At 70.9% G+C, this 20,132-nt stretch carries 13 protein-coding genes; 12 read left to right on the top strand and 1 reads right to left on the bottom strand.

The genetic code is table 11. From position 1 onward, the window contains the following. The first annotated feature begins 26 nt into the window (after positions 1–26). The 3 genes from AC1ROW_RS08630 (at position 27) to AC1ROW_RS08620 (ending at position 4,742) form a co-directional block, all read left to right on the top strand. Complete coding sequence (locus AC1ROW_RS08630; protein ID WP_493018469.1) at positions 27–1,820, top strand: glycoside hydrolase family 3 protein; 1,794 nt, start codon at positions 27–29, stop codon at positions 1,818–1,820. A gap of 161 nt (positions 1,821–1,981) precedes the next feature. Further along, the gene (locus AC1ROW_RS08625) at positions 1,982–2,434 is read left to right on the top strand and encodes a DapH/DapD/GlmU-related protein (RefSeq protein ID WP_493018468.1); all 453 of its coding nucleotides are present in this window, start codon (positions 1,982–1,984) and stop codon (positions 2,432–2,434) included. Positions 2,435–2,618: 184 nt separating this feature from the next. After that, the gene (locus AC1ROW_RS08620) at positions 2,619–4,742 is read left to right on the top strand and encodes an acyl-CoA dehydrogenase family protein (RefSeq protein ID WP_493018467.1); all 2,124 of its coding nucleotides are present in this window, start codon (positions 2,619–2,621) and stop codon (positions 4,740–4,742) included. A gap of 313 nt (positions 4,743–5,055) precedes the next feature. Here the strand turns inward: AC1ROW_RS08620 and AC1ROW_RS08615 are convergent, their stop codons facing one another. Further along, a complete protein-coding gene (locus tag AC1ROW_RS08615) occupies positions 5,056–6,036 on the bottom strand; it encodes a malate dehydrogenase (RefSeq protein WP_493018466.1) in 981 nt (326 codons plus the stop codon). A gap of 182 nt (positions 6,037–6,218) precedes the next feature. On the opposite strand from AC1ROW_RS08615, the gene pip reads away from it, so the two are divergent. The 9 genes from pip to AC1ROW_RS08570 all read left to right on the top strand — a co-directional run bounded on the left by pip (position 6,219) and on the right by AC1ROW_RS08570 (position 20,124). Then, complete coding sequence (gene pip, locus AC1ROW_RS08610; RefSeq protein WP_493018465.1) at positions 6,219–7,277, top strand: prolyl aminopeptidase; 1,059 nt, start codon at positions 6,219–6,221, stop codon at positions 7,275–7,277. Positions 7,278–7,367: 90 nt separating this feature from the next. After that, the gene (locus tag AC1ROW_RS08605; RefSeq protein ID WP_493018464.1) at positions 7,368–11,891 is read left to right on the top strand and encodes a DUF4082 domain-containing protein; all 4,524 of its coding nucleotides are present in this window, start codon (positions 7,368–7,370) and stop codon (positions 11,889–11,891) included. Positions 11,892–11,960: 69 nt separating this feature from the next. After that, the gene (locus AC1ROW_RS08600) at positions 11,961–13,031 is read left to right on the top strand and encodes a Gfo/Idh/MocA family protein (RefSeq protein WP_493018463.1); all 1,071 of its coding nucleotides are present in this window, start codon (positions 11,961–11,963) and stop codon (positions 13,029–13,031) included. Then, positions 13,028–14,026 carry an NAD-dependent epimerase/dehydratase family protein gene (locus AC1ROW_RS08595; RefSeq protein ID WP_493018462.1) on the top strand — a complete coding sequence of 333 codons (999 nt, stop codon included), beginning with the start codon at positions 13,028–13,030 and terminating at the stop codon, positions 14,024–14,026. Before AC1ROW_RS08600 ends, AC1ROW_RS08595 begins: the two co-directional genes overlap by 4 nt. Positions 14,027–14,040: 14 nt before the next feature. Beyond that, positions 14,041–15,174 (top strand): DegT/DnrJ/EryC1/StrS family aminotransferase, encoded by a 1,134-nt coding sequence (locus AC1ROW_RS08590; RefSeq protein ID WP_493019001.1) that lies wholly within the window; start codon positions 14,041–14,043, stop codon positions 15,172–15,174. Continuing rightward, positions 15,171–15,800: a NeuD/PglB/VioB family sugar acetyltransferase gene (locus AC1ROW_RS08585; protein WP_493018461.1), complete on the top strand. Its 630-nt coding sequence runs from the start codon at positions 15,171–15,173 to the stop codon at positions 15,798–15,800. The genes AC1ROW_RS08590 and AC1ROW_RS08585 overlap by 4 nt, the downstream gene beginning before the upstream one ends. Further along, positions 15,797–16,900 (top strand): DegT/DnrJ/EryC1/StrS family aminotransferase, encoded by a 1,104-nt coding sequence (locus AC1ROW_RS08580; protein WP_493018460.1) that lies wholly within the window; start codon positions 15,797–15,799, stop codon positions 16,898–16,900. Before AC1ROW_RS08585 ends, AC1ROW_RS08580 begins: the two co-directional genes overlap by 4 nt. Before the next feature lie 126 nt (positions 16,901–17,026). After that, the gene (lhgO, locus tag AC1ROW_RS08575) at positions 17,027–18,229 is read left to right on the top strand and encodes an L-2-hydroxyglutarate oxidase (RefSeq protein ID WP_493018459.1); all 1,203 of its coding nucleotides are present in this window, start codon (positions 17,027–17,029) and stop codon (positions 18,227–18,229) included. Positions 18,230–18,591: 362 nt separating this feature from the next. After that, positions 18,592–20,124 (top strand): sugar transferase, encoded by a 1,533-nt coding sequence (locus AC1ROW_RS08570; RefSeq protein ID WP_493018458.1) that lies wholly within the window; start codon positions 18,592–18,594, stop codon positions 20,122–20,124. The last annotated feature ends 8 nt before the right edge of the window (positions 20,125–20,132 follow it).

Raw genomic sequence — 20,132 nt, 5'->3', positions numbered from 1 at the left:
AACCCGTGACGCCCGAAGGAGTGCGAATGACCGACACCACGACCACCGAGACCACAGCCGACGACCTCCCCGTCGACCCTCGTTTCCGCGACTCGAGCCTCCCGCTCGACGAGCGCGTCGAGAACCTTCTCGGTCAGATGACCCTGGAGGAGAAGGCCGGCCTCTTCTTCCAGACCATGATCACCATCGGCGAGGGCGGCGCGCTCGCCGGGCCGAACCCGCTGTTCGGGATCGCGGACAGCGTCGAGATGATCCGCGACCGGCACATGACGCACTTCAACGTGTTCGGCGCGGCCAGCTCGGCCGCCGAGATGGCCGAGTGGCACAACCGAGTCCAGGAGGTCGCGGCGAGCACGCGCCTCGGCATCCCGGTCACGCTCTCCACCGACCCCCGCCACTCGTTCAGCGACAACCCCGGCGCGGCGATTATGGCCGGGCCGTTCTCGCAGTGGCCGGAGACGCTCGGGCTCGCCGCGATCGGTGACGAGGCCCTCGTGGAGCGCTTCGCCGACATCGCGCGCCAGGAGTACACCGCGGTCGGCATCCGAGTCGCGCTGCACCCGCAGATCGACCTCGCGACGGAGCCGCGCTGGGCGCGCCAGGTCGCCACGTTCGGCGAGGACGCCGATCTCACCTCGCGCCTGGGCGCCGCGTACATCCGCGGCTTCCAGGGCGCCGAGCTCGGGCCGGACTCCGTCGCGACCATGACCAAGCACTTCCCGGGCGGCGGCCCGCAGAAGGACGGCGAGGACCCGCACTTCCCGTACGGCCGCGAGCAGGTCTACCCGGGCGGCGAGTTCGAGACGCACCTCAAGCCGTTCGAAGCCGCCTTCGAGGCGGGCACCAGCCAGATCATGCCGTATTACGGGATGCCGGTCGGTACCGAGTACGAGGAGGTCGGCTTCGGGTTCAACAAGTCCGTCATCACCGGCCTGCTGCGCGAGCGCTACGGCTTCGACGGGATCGTCTGCACCGACTGGGGGCTGCTCTCGGACGCCGAGATCGCCGGCCAGCCGTTCCCGGCCCGCGCCTGGGGCGTCGAGCACCTGAGCACGCGAGAGCGGATGACGAAGGTGCTGGACGCGGGCGCCGACCAGTTCGGCGGGGAGGCCATCCCGGACCTCCTGGTCGACCTGGTCCGCAGCGGCGAGCTGCCGGAGGAGCGTCTCGACGTCTCCGCCCGGCGCCTGCTGCGCGAGAAGTTCCGGCTCGGCCTGTTCGACGCGCCAACGGTCGACCCGGCGCGCGCGGCCGCGGTCGTCGGCAACGCCGGGTTCGTGGCGGCGGGGGAGGCCGCGCAGCGCGCATCCGTGACCCTCCTGAAGAACGACGCCATCCTTCCGCTGCCCCTCGGCGCGAAGGTGTTCGTGCACGGCTTCGACCCGGAGGCGGTGGCCGGGTACGCGACCGTGGTGGCCACCGCCGAGGAGGCCGACGTGGCGCTGGTGCGCCTGCACGCGCCGTACGAGCAGCGCGCGACGATGTTCGAGAACTTCTTCCACGCCGGGTCGCTCGACTTCCCGCAGCAGACGATCGACGAGGTCCTCGCCATCGCCCGTGCGGTGCCGACCGTGCTGGAGGTGTTCCTCGACCGGCCGGCCATCCTCACGCCGTTCGCGACCGAGGTCCCCGCCATCGCGGCCGACTTCGGCGCGAACTCCGCGGCGCTGCTCGACGTGCTCTTCGGGGAGGCCGCTCCGCGGGGCCGGCTCCCGATGGACCTGCCGTCGTCGATGACGGCGGTGGTCGAGAACCGGCCGGACGTGCCGTTCGACACCGCCGACCCGCTCTACCGCTTCGGTCACGGGCTGAGCTACTAGCGCCGCGACCGCGCTCAGCATCTTCCGAGCGTTGCCCCTGGTCGCCCCCGGATCACCGGCGTACAGTGCCCTTTCCGTGGGGCGATCAGGGAATCTTTCGTCCCCGTTCACGGTTATGTCAGGTGGCATAATTTCGCGACGATCTCGAAGGAGGGGATGAAATGGCACGGAGGATCGAAGAGCTCGAAGACGAGACCGGCGCAATCATCAAGTACAGGCGGCACGCGAACGGCAAGGGACTGGTGTCCCCGTCAGCGCGCGTGGCGGACTCGGCCCGCATCGAGCCGACTGCCTACGTGGAGGCCGACGCCCGGATCGGGCTGGACGCCTATATCGGCGCCGGGAGCTGGATCGACTCGGGCGCGACGATCGGCGACCGCACCTTCGTCGGCGCCAACGTCCACATCGGCAAGGGCTGCGTCATCGGCAGCGGCGCGCGCATCGGCAGCAACGTGAAGGTGGGCGAGAACGCCATGATCGGCAACGGCGCCCGCGTCGACCGCGACGAGCAGATCGCGGCCGGAACCGTGATCGAGTTGCGCGGCGCGACTGCGGCGCGCGCGGCGCTCGCCTCCCTGCCACGTGAGACCCGGGTGACCCGCCGGGCGGCATGAGCCGCTAGCGGGGAACGGCCCGTCTTGTCCATACCCGATGACGTTCGGGACGGCGTTTTGGAGCATCCCACAAACGGCCCGCGGACCTCGCGGGCCGTTTTTGTCGCCTCCGCACCGACGGTTTCGCTCGGCTCGCCGCCCGTCGTAGCGTGACGATGACCCCGAGACATCGAAGAGGAAACTCATGGTTGATACCGCCGAGCGCGCACCCGAGAAGTCCCGCACCTCCGCCCCCGTCGTCGACGCGGCCGAGAGCGAAGCGGCCGCAGCAGCGGCCGCGACCGCCCCGGCCGGCGCCGGGCCACGCGTCGACGTGGAGGCGCTGGGGCGTCAGCTCCTGGGCACCTGGGCCGAGGTCCGACTGGCCTCGCGTGCGCTGTCCTCCCAGCCCGAGTTGCAGAAGGTGGAGGGCCTCTCCGTCGCCGACCACCGCAAGCGTGTCTTCGGGCAGCTCAAGCTGCTGGTCGACCACGGCCAGGTGCACCGCGCCTTCCCGAAGTCGGTCGGCGGCATGGAGGACCACGGCGGCAACATCGCCGCGTTCGAGGAGCTCGTCGCGGCCGACCCGTCGCTCCAGATCAAGTCCGGCGTCCAGTGGGGGCTGTTCGGCGCCGCCGTCCTGCACCTCGGAACCGAGTACCACCACACCACCTACCTGCCCGGGATCATGTCGCTCGACGTGCCCGGAGCCTTCGCGATGACCGAGACCGGGCACGGCTCGGACGTCGCAGCGATCGCGACCACCGCCACGTACGACCCGGAGAGCCGAGAGTTCGTCCTCGACACCCCGTTCCGTGGCGCGTGGAAGGACTACCTCGGCAACGCCGCGGTCGACGCCACGGCGGCCGTCGTGTTCGCGCAGCTCGTGACGAAGGGCGTCAACCACGGCGTGCACGCTTTCTACGTGCCGATCCGCGACGCGAACGGCCACTTCCTGCCCGGCATCGGCGGCGAGGACGACGGCCAGAAGGGCGGCCTCAACGGCATCGACAACGGACGCCTGCACTTCACCGGCGTCCGCATCCCGCGCGCCGACCTCCTCAACCGTTACGGCGACGTCGCGGAGGACGGCACCTACAGCTCGCCCATCGCGAGCCCGGGCCGGCGCTTCTTCACCATGCTCGGCACGCTCGTCCAGGGCCGCGTCTCGCTCGACGGCTCCGCGAACATCGCCGCGAAGCTCGGCCTGAAGATCGCGATCACCTACGGCGACCAGCGCCGCCAGTTCACCGCCGGCAGCGACACCGACGAGGAGGTCGTGCTCGACTACCAGCGCCACCAGCGCCGGCTGCTCCCGCTGCTGGCCACCACGTACGCGGCGAGCTTCGCGCACGAGATGTTCCTGCACAAGTTCGACGACGTGTTCAGCGGCAAGACCGACACCGACGCCGACCGGCAGGACCTGGAGACCATCGCGGCGGCGCTCAAGCCGCTCAGCACGTGGCATGCGCTGGAGACCCTCCAGGAGGCGCGCGAGGCGTGCGGCGGCGCCGGCTTCCTCACCGAGAACCGGATCACCTCGCTGCGCCAGGACCTCGACATCTGGGTGACGTTCGAGGGCGACAACAACGTCCTCCTGCAGCTCGTCGCCAAGCGGCTGCTGACCGACTTCAGCCGCAAGTTCGCCAAGGCCGACGCGGGCGCGCTCGCCCGGTACGTCGTCGTGCAGGCGGCCGGCAAGGCGTACCACGGCTCCGGCCTGCGCAGCGTCGGCCAGACCGTGCGCGACTTCGGCTCGACGGCGCGCTCGGTGAACTGGCTCCAGGAGTCGGCGACGCAGCGCGAGCTGCTCACCGACCGCGTCGCGACGATGATCGCCGAGATCGGCGGCCGGCTGCGCCCGGCCTCCAAGCTGGGCAAGAAGGCCGCGGCCGACCTGTTCAACTCGCAGCAGAACGAGCTCATCGAGGCCGCCCGCGCTCACGCCGAGCTGCTGCAATGGGAGGCGTTCACCGAGGCGCTGGAGCAGGCGCCGGACGCCGGCACCAAGCAGGTGCTGACCTGGCTGCGCGACCTGTTCGGCTTCGGGCTGATCGAGAAGCACCTGGCCTGGTACCTCATCCACGGCCGCCTCTCGCCGCAGCGCGCGCAGGCCGTCTCGGCGTACATCGACCGGCTGCTCACCCGCATCCGCCCGCACGCGGTCGACCTGGTCGACGCGTTCGGCTACGGCCCGGAGCTGGTGCGCGCCAAGATCGCGAGCGGCGCCGAGGCCGAGCGCCAGGCGGAGGCCCGCGCCTACTATGCCGAGCGCCGCGCCGCGGGCACGCTGCCGACGCCGGAGAAGGCGCCGGCCAAGCACCACTGACGCGCCACATTCGTGCCGAACGTCGCGCCCGCCCCGCTGCGACATTCGGCGCGAATGCGCCCTATGGCGCGCCCTAACGCCACATTCGGCACGAATGCGCAGATCGCCGCGACGCGACATTCGGCACGAATGTGGAGATTGGGGCGAGGTAACGCGACGTTCGTGACGAATGTGGGAACGGCGGGGTGGTGCGACATTCGTGCCGAATGTGGGGAACCGCGCAGGGCGGGTAACGCGACATTCGTGACGAATGTGGGGTTTCGGGCCGGGCAACGCGACATTCGTGACGAATGTGGGAACGCGCGTGGCGCAGTTAGAGCAGTCCGAGCGCGCGCACGGCGTCGCGCTCCGCGACGAGCTCGGCGACCGAGGCGTCGATGCGCTCCCGCGAGAACGCGTCGATCGCCAGGCCTCGGACGATCTCCCAGAGTCCGTCGACGCTGCGCACGGGGAACGACGAGATGAGGCCCTCCGGCACGCCGTAGGAGCCGTCCGACACGACGGCGGCGGAGGTCCACCGGTCCCCGGTGCCGTCCACCCAGTCGCGCACGTGGTCGATCGCGGCGCTCGCCGCGGAGGCGGCCGACGACGAGCCGCGCACCGCGATGATCTCCGCTCCGCGCTTCGCCACCCGCGGGATGTACTCGTCCACGAGCCAGTCCTCGTCCACGAGCTCGGTCGCCGGCCGGCCGTTCACGGTCGCGTGGCTGAGGTCGGGGTATTGGCTGGCCGAGTGGTTGCCCCACACGATCACGCCCTCGATCGCGTGGACGGGCACGCGGAGCTTCGCCGCGAGCTGCGCGACAGCGCGGTTGTGGTCGAGCCGGGTCATCGCCGTGAAGCGCTCGGCCGGGATGTCCGGCGCGTGGGCGCTCGCGATGAGCGCGTTCGTGTTGGCGGGGTTGCCGACGACGAGCACGCGCAGGTCGTCGGCCGCCACCTCGTTCAGCGCAGCGCCCTGCGGGCCGAAGATGCCGCCGTTGGCCTCCAGGAGGTCGGCACGCTCCATCCCGGCGGTGCGCGGCCGGGCCCCGACGAGCAGGGCGACGCTCGCCCCGTCGAAGGCCGCCCGCGGGTCGTCGGTCACGTCGACGCCGTGCAGCAGCGGGAAGGCGCCGTCCTCCAGCTCCAGTGCCGTGCCCTCCGCGGCGCCGAGCCCGGCCGGGATCTCCAGCAGCCGCAGCCGCACCGGCACATCGTGCCCGAGCAGCTGCCCGGAGGCGATGCGGAAGAGGAGGGCGTAGCCGATCTGTCCACCGGCGCCGGTGACGGCGACGGTCACGGGGGTGCTCATGCGGCGAGCCTAGCGCTGTCGGCAACGGAGGACATCCGGCCGCGTGAGGGGCCGGATCGCAGCGAACGGAGGAGATCGGGGCAGCCGGAGGGCGGATGTCCTCCGTTGCGCGCGTGTGCGCACGGGGATGTGGGGCCGCGCGGCGTGGGGGCGCGCGGGCAGTGGGCCGCTACAGTCGCACCATGCGCACTCTCTACCCGGAGATCGAGCCGTACGACAGCGGGATGCTGGACGTCGGCGATGGCCAGCAGGTGTACTGGGAGACCAGCGGCAACCCGGAGGGCAAGCCCGTGGTCTTCCTGCACGGCGGCCCCGGCGGCGGCAGCACGCCCTCCCACCGCCGGCTGTTCGATCCCGAGCGGTACCGGATCGTCCTGCTCGACCAGCGCAACTGCGGCCGCAGCCTCCCGCACGCGAGCGACCCGGACGCCGACCTGTCGGCGAACACCACCTGGAATCTCGTCGCCGACCTGGAGAAGCTGCGCGAGCACCTGGAGATCGAGCGATGGCAGGTGTTCGGCGGCTCGTGGGGGAGCGCGCTGGCGCTGGCGTACGCCGAGACGCACCCCGAGCGGGTGACCGAGCTGATCGTGCGCGGCATCTTCACGCTGCGACCGGCCGAGCTGGACTGGTTCTACGAAGGAGGCGCCGCCGCGCTGTTCCCCGACTTGTGGGAGGGCTTCGTGGAGCCGGTGCCGCTGCAGGAGCGCGGCCATCTGATCCGCGCCTACAGCCGGCTGCTCGCCGACGAGGACCCCGCCGTGCACGGCCCGGCCGCCGTCGCCTGGTCGCGCTGGGAGTCCTCCACGATCACGCTGCTTCCGCGGCCGGAGGTCGTGGCGGCCTTCACCGAGGAGAAGTACGCGGTGGCGTTCGCGCGCATCGAGAACCACTACTTCGTCAACGGCGGCTGGTTCGAGGAGGACCAGCTGATCCGCGACGCGTACAAGCTGGAGGGCATCCCCGGCGTCATCGTGCAGGGCCGCTACGACGTGTGCACGCCGGCGATGACGGCGTGGGACCTGCACAAGGCGTGGCCGGAGGCGGAGCTGAACATCATCCCGGACGCCGGGCACGCCTATGACGAGCCGGGGATCCTGGACGCGCTGATCGCGGCGACCGACCGGTTCGCGGCACAGGAGGACTCGGCACAGGAGGACTCGGCACAGGAGGACTCAGCGGAGGAGGACTCGGCGGAGGAGGACTCGGCGGGGACGCCCGAGGAGGGCTCCGAGGACTGACCCCGCCGGGCAGCGCGCCCGGGTCGTCTGGTGGTTCGCCCCCTATTAGGGGGTGAGCGAGCCCGCCAAATTTGTGACAATCTCTCAGATATGAGCAAAGCTCAATCTGTGGGGATCCGCGCCGGGCACCCGACCCGCCGGCGCAACGTGATGTTCGCGACCGCGTGCGCGCTGGTGGTGGTGCTGTTCGCCTGGGTCAGTCTGGTGACCAGCCAGCCCGCGCGAGCGGACCAGGGCTGCAACGCCGCGGCGAACCCGATCGTGTGCGAGAACGCGCTTCCCGGGACGGACCCGTCCGTCTGGGACGTCAGTGGCGCGGGCGACTCCGACATCCAGGGCTTCTCCACCGACATCAGCGTCAACATCGGCGGGACGATCGGCTTCAAGATCAACACCACCGCGAAGTCGTACACGATCCAGATCTTCCGCACCGGCTACTACCAGGGCCTGGGTGCGCGCAAGATCGCGGACGTCACGCCGTCGGCCACCCTCCCGCAGACGCAGCCGGCCTGCTATTGGGACCCGACGGTCGAGCTCACCGACTGCGGCAACTGGGCCCAGTCGGCGTCCTGGACGGTACCGCCGTCGGCGGTCTCCGGCGTCTACATCGCGCTGCTTCACCGCAACGACAACAGTGACGAGAGCCAGATCACGTTCGTCGTGCGCAATGACGCCAGCCACTCCGATGTGCTGTACCAGACGTCCGACCCGACCTGGCAGGCATACAACACGTACGGCGGCTCGGACTTCTACCAGGGCGCCGCGAACGGCAGGGCGTACAAGGTCAGCTACAACCGCCCGATCGCGACACGAGGCAACAACGCCGGCCGCGACTTCTACTTCAGCGCCGAGTATCCCGAGGTGCGCTTCCTGGAGAAGAACGGCTACAACATGTCGTACTTCTCCGGGGTCGACACCGATCGCTACGGCTCGGAGCTGCTGAACCACAAGGTGTTCCTCTCGGTCGGCCACGACGAGTACTGGTCGGCGAACCAGCGCGCCAACGTGCAGACCGCGATCAACGGCGGCGTCAACGCCCAGTTCCTCTCGGGCAACGAGATGTACTGGCACACGAGGTACGAGGCGTCCGTCGCCGGAACCGCCGCGAACTACCGGACGCTGGTGACCTACAAGGAGACCTGGGCGAACGCCAAGATCGACCCCACCCCGGAGTGGACCGGGACCTGGCGCGACCCGCGCTTCGCGTCCCAGGCGAACGGCGCAGGGCTGCCGGAGAACGGGATCACGGGCACCGCGTACATGTCCAACTTCTCCGACCTCCCGATCACGGTCACGGCCGCGCAGGGCAAGACACGACTGTGGCGCAACACCAGCCTGACATCCATGGGCGCGGGGAGCACGACCGCTCTGGCGGCGCACACCATCGGCTACGAGTCCGACGAGGACCTGGACAACGGGTTCAGACCGGCCGGCCTGGTGGACCTCTCCACGACGGTCGGCGCCGTCCCCCAGTACTTGCAGGACTTCGGCAACACGGTGGTGGCGGGAACGACCACCCACCACGTGACGCTGTACCGCGCCCCGAGCGGAGCGCTCGTCTTCTCGGCGGGCTCCGTGCAGTGGTCGTGGGGCCTCGACGCCACCCACGACGGCTCCGGCGCCGCAGCCGACCCGCGGATGCAGCAGGCCCAGGTGAACCTGCTGGCCGACATGAGCGCGCAGCCCGGGTCGCTCCAGTCCGGCCTGGTCGCCGCGACGGCCAGCACCGACCACACAGCGCCGACCGTCGCGGTCTCGTCGCCCGCGGCCGGCGCCGGCGTCGCGAACGGCGCGTCCGTCACGGTGAGCGGCACGGCCACCGACGTCGGCGGCGTCGTCGCCGGCGTGGAGGTGTCCACCGATGGCGGTACGAGCTGGCACCCGGCGACCGGCACCACCTCCTGGTCGTACAGCTACCTGCAGAAGGGCCTCGGAGCGCGGTCGATCATGGTCCGCGCGACCGACGACAGCGCCAACACGTCCACGCCCCTCACCCAGCCGATCACGGTGACCGGACCGGCGACCGTGTTCAGCACGGCGACCCCGGCCGTCGCCGACGCGGGCGACGCGTCCGCCGTCGAACTCGGCCTGCAGTTCACGGCGCAGCAGAACGGCTTCATCACCGGCGTCCGCTTCTACAAGAGCGCGGCCAACACCGGGACCCACACCGGCTCGCTGTGGGACGCCTCGGGCAACCGGCTCGCGACGGTCACGTTCAGCAACGAGACGGCCTCCGGCTGGCAGGCGGCCAGCTTCGTCTCACCGGTCTCGGTCAGCACCGGGGCGAAGTACACCGTCTCGTACTCCGACCCGGCCGGCCATTACACCGCGATCCCCAACACGTTCTCGTACCGTGGCCCGACCGACAACGTCTTCGGCGTGGCCGGCGGCTTCGGCTCGCCATCCCCCGGCGTCTACAGCACGAGTGTGGGCACCTTCCCGCAGGGCAGCTACAACAGCTCCAACTACTTCGTGGACGCCGTCTTCTCGACCGTGGACAACTCGCCCCTCGTGGCGACCGGCCAGTGGCCGCTCCCCGGCTCCTCCAGCGTGCCGCTCTCGACCACCATCGGGACCGTGATGTCGAAGGCCGTCGATCCGGCGAGCATCGCCTTCACCGTCAAGGACGCCCTCGGCAACACCGTGGCCGGCAGCGTGAGCTACGCGTCGTCGACGCGGACCGCGACGTTCACGCCCTCGGCGCCGCTGAACGGTTTCGTGAACTACTCGGTCGTCGTCACCGCGAAGGACACCTACGGGAACGTGATGTCCGGCGGCGGCTCGTGGAGCTTCCTCACGGCCAAGCCCGATCCGGCGCCCGGCGTCTGCCCGTGCAGCCTGTACTCCGACTCGGCCGTGCCCTCCGTCCTGCAGGTCAGCGACTCGCCCGTCACGCTGGGTGTGAAGTTCTACAGCACGGCGGCCGGCGCGGTCACCGGAGTCCGGTTCTACAAGAGCGCGGGCAACACCGGCACCCACACCGGGACGCTCTGGAACATGAGCGGCCAGCAGCTGGCGACCGGCACCTTCACCGGAGAGTCGACCTCGGGCTGGCAGACGCTGACCTTCAGCACACCGGTGAATATCGCGGCCAACACGGACTACGTCGTGTCGTACCGCACCCCGACCGGCAACTACTCGGTTACGCCCGGCGCCTTCTCCGGCTCCGGCATCAGCAAGCCGCCGCTGGTCGCGGGCACCGCCACCGGCATGTACACCTACGGCAGCGGCTTCCCGTCCTCCACCTCGACCACGAGCTACATGGTCGACGTGGTCTTCAACAAGGCGCCGGCGCCGGTCGCGGTGGTGTCCGAGTCGCCGGCCAACGGAGCCGTCGAGGTCGATCCGTCGGCGACGATCTCCGCGACGATGTCGACCCCGCTCGCCAGCGGCTACGCGATGACGGTCACAGCGGGCGGCGCGGCGGTGGCGGGCACGACCTCGCTCTCGAGCGACGGGACGACCGTCACGTTCACGCCGGCGGCGGCCTTGCCGGCCGGGGCGGTGGTGACGGCTTCGCTGTCGGGCATCAAGTCCACCGAGGGGTCGACGCTCGGGACGCAGACCTGGTCGTTCACGGTGAAGGCGGCGACGGTCACGAACTACACGGTGCTCGGGAACGAGGCGCCCGCGACGCAGGACGCGACCAACGACTCCTCGGCCGTCGAGCTCGGGATGAAGTTCGTCCCGTCGCAGGACGGCACGGTCTCGGCGATCCGGTTCTTCAAGGGCTCAGGCAACGTCGGCACCCACGTCGGCTCGATCTGGTCCTCGACCGGGAGCAAGCTCGCCACGGTGACGTTCACCAACGAGACCTCGGTCGGCTGGCAGACCGCGCAGCTGGCGACGCCGCTGGCGGTCACGGCCGGGACGACCTACGTGGTCTCGTACTTCGCACCGCAGGGCAACTACGCCTTCACCGGCAACGATTTCGCCCAGCCGAAGACCAACGGCCCGCTGACCGCGCCCTCCGGAGCGAACGGACTCTATCTCTACGCGTCGAGCGGCGGCTTCCCGACCTACTCCTACGCTTCCACGAACTACTTCGTCGACATCGTGTACTCGCCTGCCGCGGGCAGCGGGACGACGACGACCGGCTCGGGAGGCACGGGCGGCACGGGAGGCACAGGCGGCACCAACCCCGCGGCCGGGGTCTCGATCTTCCCGAGCACGGCCACCCCCGCCAACACGGCGTGGCCGGACACGGCGGCGGTGCAACTCGGCGTGCGGTTCAGCTCCACAGCGGCAGGCACGATCACCGGCATCCGGTTCTACAAGGGAGCGGGCGACACCGGCACGCACACCGTCTACCTGTGGTCGGCGACCGGCACCCAGCTGGCCACCGCGGTCTCCACGGGCGAGACGGCGAGCGGCTGGCAGGACGTCTTCTTCACCACACCCGTGACGATCACGGCCGGAACCGAGTACCGGGCGTCGTACTACACCACCAACCTGGCCTATGCGGTCGACTCGGGAACGCTGGCCAACCCCGTCGTGAACGGACCTCTGTCGACGTACGCCACCGGCGGTGTCTACACGTACTCGACGAACTTCCCGAGCAACACGGTCTCGAACAACTACTGGGTCGACGTCAACTTCGTCGCGAGTCAGTAGCGGTTCCACACACCCCGGGATCGTCACCCGAAGGCGGCCCCGTCGACAAGAAAGGTGCTGGGGGCACTCATGGAAACACAATTGCGAATCGCGGTGATCGGCGCCGGCTACTGGGGCCCGAACCTGGCCAGGAACTTCTCGGCCGGCCCGGACTGGCGGCTCGTCGCCATCTGCGATCTGGATCGCGAACGGGCGGAAGGTCTCGCCGCCCGCGTCGGCGCTGTCGATGTGGTCACCGATGTCGACGAACTCCTGGCGCGGGACGACATCGACGCCGTCGCCATCGCCACGCCGGCTCGGACCCACCACGCGCTGGCCCTGAAGGCGCTCGCCGCGGGCAAGCACGTGATGGTGGAGAAGCCGCTCGCCGACGCCGGCGAACGCGGCAGGGCGATGGTCGACGCGGCCGCGGCGAGCGGCCTCGTGCTGATGGCGGATCACACGTACTGCTACACCCCTGCGGTGCTGAAGATCCGTGAGCTGATCGAGGAGGGCGCGCTCGGCGACATCCTGTTCATCGACTCCACTCGCATCAACCTCGGGCTCATCCAGCCCGACGTCGACGTGTTCTGGGACCTGGCGCCGCACGACCTGTCGATCATCGACTTCATCCTCCCGGGCGGGCTGCGGCCGCAGACCCTGGCGGCCCACGGCGCGGACCCGCTCGGGGCCGGCAAGTCGTGCGTCGGCTACCTGGTGCTGCCGCTGCAGAACGGGGCGATGGCGCACGTGCACGTCAACTGGCTGAGCCCGACCAAGATCCGCCAGATGGTGATCGGCGGCACCAAGCGCACGCTCGTCTGGGACGACCTGAACCCGCAGCAGCGCCTCAGCGTCTACGACCGAGGCGTCGACCTCGGCCTCCAGGCCGCCGACGGCGTCGAACGCACGGCGGCCACCGTCTCCTACCGGCTCGGCGACACCTGGTCGCCCGCGCTTCCCGAGCGCGAGGCCCTCGGCCAGCTGGCGGCCGAGTTCGCCGAGAGCATCCGGGAGAGGCGGGCGCCCCGCACCGACGGCGCCGCGGGCCTGCGGGTGCTGTCCGTCCTGGAAGCGGCCAGCCGCAGCCTCGCGAAGGACGGCGCCGTGGTCGACGTCGAGGATCCGGCGGGCGCCGAGCAGCTGGCGGGTGCGCGGTGACCGCCCTGGACGGCGCCGACGTCCTGGTGACGGGAGGCGCCGGCACCATCGGCTCGCAGATCGTCGACCAGCTCCTCGACGCGGGCGCGGCGCACGTCGACGTGCTCGACAACCTCGTCCGCGGCCGGCTGGCCAACCTGGAGGACGCGCTGGCGTCCGGCCGGGTGACGCTGGTGCACGGCGACCTGCGCGACCGCGACCTGGTGCACGACGTCACCCGCGGGAAGGACCTCGTCTACCACGAGGCCGCCATCCGCATCACGCAGTGCGCCGAGGAGCCCCGGCTGGCGCTGGAGGTGCTGGTCGACGGCACTTTCAACGTCTACGAGGCGGCGGTCGAGCACGGCGTGGACAAGCTGATCACCGCGTCCTCCGCGTCCGTCTACGGACTGGCCGACGAGTTCCCGACGCCCGAGCGGCACCACCACCACAACAACGACACCTTCTACGGCGCCGCCAAGTCGTTCAACGAGGGGATGCTGCGCAGCTTCCGCGCGATGAACGGGCTCGACTACGTCATCCTCCGCTACTTCAACGTCTACGGACCGCGGATGGACGTGCACGGCCTCTACACCGAGGTGCTGGTGCGCTGGATGGAGCGCATCGCCGACGGCAAGCCGCCGCTGATCTTCGGCGACGGCCGGCAGACGATGGACTTCGTGTTCACGCGGGACATCGCCAGGGCCAACCTGCTGGCGGCGACCGCGGACGTGCACGAGGGCTTCTACAACATCGCGAGCGGTACGGAGACCAGCCTCCTGGAGCTGGCGCAGGCGCTGCTGCAGGCGATGGACTCCGACCTGGAGGTCGAGCACGGACCCGAGCGCGCGGTCAACGGCGTCACCCGCCGGCTGGCCGACACGAGGGCGGCGGAGCGCGACCTCGGGTTCACCGCGGAGGTGCCCCTGGCCGAGGGACTGCGCGAGCTGGTCGAGTGGTGGCGCCCGCTCCGCGAGGAGATCGCCGCCGGCCGCACGGAGCTGGTGACCTCGTGAACCGGATCAACGTCATGAAGCCGTGGCTCGGTGAGGAGGAGATCGCCGCCGTCACAGAGGTCATCGCCTCCGGCTGGGTGGCGCAGGGGCCGCGCGTGGCGCGGTTCGAGGAGGAGTTCGCCGCCGCGATGGGCGCACCGCACGCGGTCGCGACCTCCAACTGCACGACGGCGCTGCACCTGGCGCTGGTCGTGGCCGGTGTGGGGCGGGGCGACGACGTGGTCGTCCCGTCCTTCTCCTTCATCGCCACGGCGAACGCGCCCACCTACGTCGGCGCGCGACCCGTGTTCGCCGACGTGGACGCCGCGACGGGCGACCTCACCCCTGGGTCGGTCGCCGCGGCGCTCACCGAGCGCACCCGCGCGGTCATCGTCGTCGACCAGGGCGGCGTGCCCGCCGACCTCGACGCGATCCGCGCGGTGTGCGACCCGCGCGGCATCGTCGTGATCGAGGACGCCGCGTGCGGCGCGGGCTCGACCTACCGCGGCCGCCCGGTCGGAGCGGGCGCGGACGTCACCGCGTGGTCCTTCCACCCGCGCAAGCTGCTGACCACCGGCGAGGGCGGGATGCTGACCACGCCGAACGGCGACTGGGCCGACCGGGCCCGCCGGCTCCGCGAGCACTCCATGAGCGTCTCGGCGGCCGACCGCCAGGCCAGTATCCTGGCGCCGCAGGAGGAGTACACCGAGATCGGCTTCAACTACCGGATGACCGACCTGCAGGCCGCGGTGGGGATCGTCCAGCTCGGCCGGCTGCCGGAGATCGTCCGGCGGCGCAGGGAGCTGGCCGCGCGCTACGCCGAGCTGCTCGCCGACCTCCCGGGTCTGCGTCCTGTCGCCGACCCGGAGTGGGGCACCGGCAACTTCCAGTCCTACTGGGTGGAGGTCGATCCGTCGTTCGCCGCGACGCGGGAGCGCACGATGGAGGTCCTGGCCGAGGCGGGTGTCTCCGCCCGGCGCGGCATCATGGCCGCCCATCGGCAGCCGGCCTACCGCGATGTCGACACCGGCTCGGCGGCGCTGCCGGTGACCGAACGGCTGACCGACCGCACGCTGATCCTGCCGCTCTTCCACGAACTGACCGAGGCCGAGCAGCTGCGCGTGGTGGACGCCCTCCGCGACGCCGCAGAACTGCGGGGTGCGGCATGAGGGACCTCGTCCTGATCGGCGCCAGCGGCCTTGCGCGCGAAGTGCTGGCGATGCGGCAGCCCGCCCTCCGGGCGATCGGCGTGCTCGACGACGACCCCGGACTGCACGGGCACAGCATCGGCGGTGTCGAAGTCCTCGGCGGGCTCGAGCTGGCCGCGCAGCTTCCCGGGGCGATCACCGTCTGCGTCGGCAGCGGGAAGGCCAGGCGCGCGGTGGTGCAACGGCTGACGGCGCTCGGCATCGGCGCGGAGCGGTACGCGACGGTGGTCGACGACGACGCCCGGCTGTCCGACAACAGCCTGATCGGGGCGGGGTCGATCATCCTGGCGGGCGCGGTCCTGACGGCCGACGTGATCCTCGGGCGGCACGTCGTGGTGATGCCGAACTGCACCCTCACCCACGACGACATCGTGGACGACTACGCGACGCTGGCGGCGGGCGTCGCCGTCGGCGGGGTGGTCCGCATCGGCGAGGCCGCGTACCTCGGCATGAACGCGTCCATCCGGCAGCGGGTCTCCGTCGGGGCGGGCGCGACGATCGGGATGGGGGCGGTCGTGCTCTCGGACGTCCCGGCCGGACAGACCTGGGCCGGAGTGCCCGCACGAGAACTGGGGGTACGGCTGTGAGAGTCCCACTTGTCGATCTGGTCGCCCAGAACACCGAGACCGCGGACGACATCCGCACCGCGGTCGACCGGGTGTTCGAGACCGCCTCCTACATCGGCGGCAGCGACGTCGGAGCCTTCGAGCAGGAGTACGCCGCGGCCACCGGAGCCGGTTACTGCGTCGGCGTCGGCAACGGCACCGACGCGCTGGAGCTCGCCCTCCGTGCGGCGGGGGTGACGGCGGGCGGCGAGGTCGTCCTTCCGGTCAACACCTTCATCGCGACGGCGGAGGCCGTCTCGCGCATCGGAGCCGTCCCGGTCTTCGCCGACGTCGACGACGAGCACCTGCTCCTGGATCCGGCCGCGGCCGCCGCTGCGGTCACGTCGCGCACGCAGGCGGTCGTCCCCGTCCACCTGTTCGGCCAGGTCGCGCCGGTCGGCGCGCTCCGGCGGGCGCTCGGCTCGAGCGGCATCCCGATCGTGGAGGACGGAGCGCAGTCCCAGGGCGCGGAGAGCCGGGACGGCCGGGCGGGCAGCCTGGGCCTGGTCTCCTCCACCTCCTTCTACCCGGGCAAGAACCTCGGGGCGGCGGGCGACGCGGGCGCGGTGACCACCGGCGATCCCGAGATCGCCCGCACGGTCCGGCTCATCGCGTCGCACGGCAGCGAGCGCAAGTATGTGCACGAGCTGGTGGGCTTCAACTCGCGGATGGACTCGCTGCAGGCGGCCGTGCTCCGGGTGAAGCTGCGGCACCTCGCCGACTGGAACCGCCGCCGCCGGGTCGCCGCGGCGCGGTACGACGCTCTGCTGGAGGGTGTGGAGGGCGTCCGGTTGCCGTCCAGCGCGCCGGGCAACCTCGATGTGTGGCACCTCTACGTCGTGCGCGTGGACGACCGCGATCGCGTGCTCGCGCGGCTCAACGAGGCCGGCGTCGGGGCGGCGATCCACTACCCGACTCCGCTGCACCTGACCTCCGCTTACGCGGCCCGGTGGGTCGGTCGCGGCTCGTTCCCGATCGCGGAGGCCGCGGCCCAGCGCATCCTCTCGCTCCCGATCTACCCGCACATCACGGCGGACCAGCAGGAGTTCGTGGCGGAGGAGCTCGCTGCGGCGGTGCGCTGACCCCAAAGCGGGGGTGATTCGGCCCGATTCCCGGACGGGGGACTGGGATTCGCGCGTCGACACGCAGATGATGAGAACTATTCAGTTTCCCTGAGGTCTCGGGGCAGTGCCACGCATCACCGAATCGTGCTGGAGGAGTCGATGGGCCCGAGCATCGTCGTCGTGGGCGGAGGGATACTCGGCCTGGCCGTCGCGGCTCACGCCGCACAGCGCGGGACCAGGGTCACGCTCCTGGAGAAGGAGGACCACTGGGCCGCCCACCAGACCGGTCACAACAGCGGGGTTGTGCACGCGGGTCCGTACTACCGTCCCGGGTCGCTCAAGGCGCGCATGTGCGCGGCGGGGAACGCGTCGATGATCGCCTTCGCGCGCGACCACGGCATCCCGTACGACGTGCCGGGCAAGCTGATCGTGGCCACAGACGACGTCGAACTCGACGGGCTGCACGAGCTGCACCGCCGGGCCGTGGCCAACGGGGTGCCCTGCCGCCTCATCGGCGCCGAGGAGGCCTCGGAGTACGAGCCGGAGGTGTACGCCGTCGAAGCGCTCCGCGTCGAGAACACCGGCATCATCGACTACCCCGCGGTCAGCCGCGCCCTCGCCGGGATCGCGAGCGAGAATGGCGCCGAGCTGCGCACCGGCGCGCGAGTGACCGCGATCAACGATGCGCCCGAGGGGGTGGTCGTCGAGTACGACGGCGGCGAAGCGCGCGCCTCCCTGCTGGTCAACTGCGGCGGTCTGCAGGCCGACCGCATCGCCCTCCTCGCGGGCGTCGAGCCCGAGGTGCGCATCGTCCCGTTCCGCGGCGAGTACTACGAGCTCGTCCCGGAGCGGCGCGACCTCGTCCGCGGGCTCATCTACCCGGTGCCCGACCCGCGGCTCCCGTTCCTCGGGGTGCACCTGACCCGGATGATCGACGGTTCCGTCCATCTCGGTCCGAACGCCGTGCTGGCGCTCAAGCGCGAGGGCTACCGCTGGCGGGACATCGATCTGCGCGACGCGGCGGACGCGCTCAGCTATCCCGGGTTCCTGCGGATGGCTACGCACAACCTGGAGACGGGCGTGCGCGAGGTGACCCGCTCGCTCAGCCGGTCGGCCTTCGCCGCGAGCCTGGCGCGCATGGTGCCGCGGATCGAGCGCAGGGACATCGTGCGCGCCGGCGCCGGGGTCCGCGCACAGGCCGTGCGCCGCGACGGGACGCTCGCGGACGACTTCGTCATCCAGCGCTCCCGGCACCAGCTCCACGTGCTCAACGCGCCGTCCCCCGCGGCAACGAGCGCACTGGAGATCGCGGCCTACCTCTTCGCGGAGACGGGCATCCCGGCCTAAGGCGCCGCCCGCGGAGCCCCCGGCTAGGGCCCCACCGCACCACCCCCGGACGGGGGATAGGGTGCGTCACAAAAGGCGATGTATCCTCACTTTTGTAGAGCTGAGGAACAGTCACTTTATGACGACCCTCAGTCCTGCAACCCGAATACACCTGTGAAACCCGATGAGCAGGGACGAGTCGTGATGCACCCGATAACTCCGAGTCAACGCGCCGGGGCGGTCCGCCCGGTCAGCGTCCACACGGCCGTCCCCTTGAATGGGGCCGGCGGCGGCAAAGTCGTTCGAGACCACGGCTTTCCCCCAGCCGCCGCCGGTTCTGTCCATCGCGCCCGCCACGGCGCCGGAGTGCGAGGGGGCCGGTCGTGACCGTCGTCCGCCCCCGCTCCGTCGCCGGAACCGTCGGAGGCCGTGCCCATCGGCCCTGGCGGCGCTTCGCCATCTCCGGAGGGATCGACGGCCTCCGCCCGGCCGACGGTCGCGGTTGGGCCCACGCCTACCTGCTGCGGCTGCGGATCAGCGACTCCATCATCATCCTCGCCGCGATCGCCACCGCCTTCGTCGTCCGGTTCGGCCCCCACGACGTCGCCGCGAGCGTCGCAGGCTTCCCCGTGCCGTACGCGCTGATCTCGCTGCTGATCGCCCTCAGCTGGTCGATCGCCCTCTCCGCGGGCCACACCAGGGACGCGCGGGTCTGCGGCACCGGTCTCACCGAGTACCGCCGCGTCGCGTCCGCCAGCGCGCTCACCTTCGGCCTGCTGGCCATCGTCTTCCTCGTCGGCGACGTCCAGGTCGCCCGCGGCTACTTCATCCTCGCGCTTCCCGCCGGCGCGCTCGCCCTGCTCGGCAGCCGGTGGATGTGGCGGCGCTGGCTCATCGGCCAGCAGCGCTACGACCACTATCTCTCCCGCGCTCTGGTGGTGGGGGACCCCGACGACGTCGGCTACGTGGCCGCGCAGATCCAGGCGAAGTCGGGAGCGGCCTACCACGTGGTCGGCGTCGCGACCGAGGGAGCCGGGCGCGACGTGATCGACATCGGCACGGAGCGACTCCCGGTCGTCGGCGGTCTGTCCGACGTCACGGAGGCCGCGCGCCGCCTCGGCGTCGACACCGTGATCGTGGCCGGGCAGCCGCGCGGCGGGAGCCGGTATATCCGCAGTCTGGGCTGGGCGCTGGAGGGCACCGCGACGGACCTCGTGCTGGCGTCGCGGCTGACCGACGTGGCCGGCCCGCGCATCCACTTCCGGCCGGTCGAGGGACTGCCGCTGATCCACGTCGAGATCCCGCAGTTCGAAGGCGGCAAGCACGTCCTCAAGCGGATGCTCGACATCGTGCTCGCTGGCGCCGCGCTGGTGGTCCTCGCCGTCCCGATGCTGATCGTCGGCCTGCTGGTCCGTCTGGACTCTCCCGGCCCCGCGCTGTTCCGGCAGGACCGGGTCGGCCGCAACGGCTCGACCTTCAAGATGCTGAAGTTCCGCTCGATGGTCGTCGACGCGGAGGCGCGGCTGGCCGAGCTCAACGCCAGGAACGAGGGCAACGGCCTGCTCTTCAAGCTCAAGGACGACCCGCGCGTCACACGCATCGGCCACGTCCTCCGCAAGTTCTCGATCGACGAGTTCCCGCAGCTGTGGAACGTGCTCGTCGGCGATATGAGTCTCGTCGGTCCCCGCCCGCCGCTGCGGCGCGAGGTCGACGGCTACGAGAGCCACGTCCACCGCCGCTTGTACATCAAGCCGGGTCTCACGGGGATGTGGCAGGTCAACGGCCGTTCCGACCTCTCCTGGGAGGAGAGCGTCCGGCTCGACCTCTACTACGTGGAGAACTGGTCGCTCACCGGCGACCTGGTGATCCTCTGGCGCACGGCTCGCGTGCTCCTGCATCCCACCGGCGCCTACTGAGGCGCCAC

It is taken from the genome of Leifsonia sp. GW821-FHT13C09, from assembly GCF_058806435.1.
Note: the sequence above shows the minus strand (reverse complement) of the source record. Positions and strands in the feature narration are given on the sequence as shown.

What these genes read in the sequence shown, in the direction of transcription:
- pip (WP_493018465.1), top strand. Translation starts at nt 6,219, where the DNA reads ATGCGCACTCTCTACCCGGAGATCGAGCCGTACGACAGCGGGATGCTG.
- AC1ROW_RS08600 (WP_493018463.1), top strand. Translation starts at nt 11,961, where the DNA reads ATGGAAACACAATTGCGAATCGCGGTGATCGGCGCCGGCTACTGGGGC.
- AC1ROW_RS08630 (WP_493018469.1), top strand. Translation starts at nt 27, where the DNA reads ATGACCGACACCACGACCACCGAGACCACAGCCGACGACCTCCCCGTC.
- AC1ROW_RS08620 (WP_493018467.1), top strand. Translation starts at nt 2,619, where the DNA reads ATGGTTGATACCGCCGAGCGCGCACCCGAGAAGTCCCGCACCTCCGCC.
- AC1ROW_RS08590 (WP_493019001.1), top strand. Translation starts at nt 14,041, where the DNA reads ATGAAGCCGTGGCTCGGTGAGGAGGAGATCGCCGCCGTCACAGAGGTC.
- AC1ROW_RS08625 (WP_493018468.1), top strand. Translation starts at nt 1,982, where the DNA reads ATGGCACGGAGGATCGAAGAGCTCGAAGACGAGACCGGCGCAATCATC.
- AC1ROW_RS08605 (WP_493018464.1), top strand. Translation starts at nt 7,368, where the DNA reads ATGAGCAAAGCTCAATCTGTGGGGATCCGCGCCGGGCACCCGACCCGC.
- AC1ROW_RS08585 (WP_493018461.1), top strand. Translation starts at nt 15,171, where the DNA reads ATGAGGGACCTCGTCCTGATCGGCGCCAGCGGCCTTGCGCGCGAAGTG.
- AC1ROW_RS08615 (WP_493018466.1), bottom strand. Translation starts at nt 6,036, where the DNA reads ATGAGCACCCCCGTGACCGTCGCCGTCACCGGCGCCGGTGGACAGATC.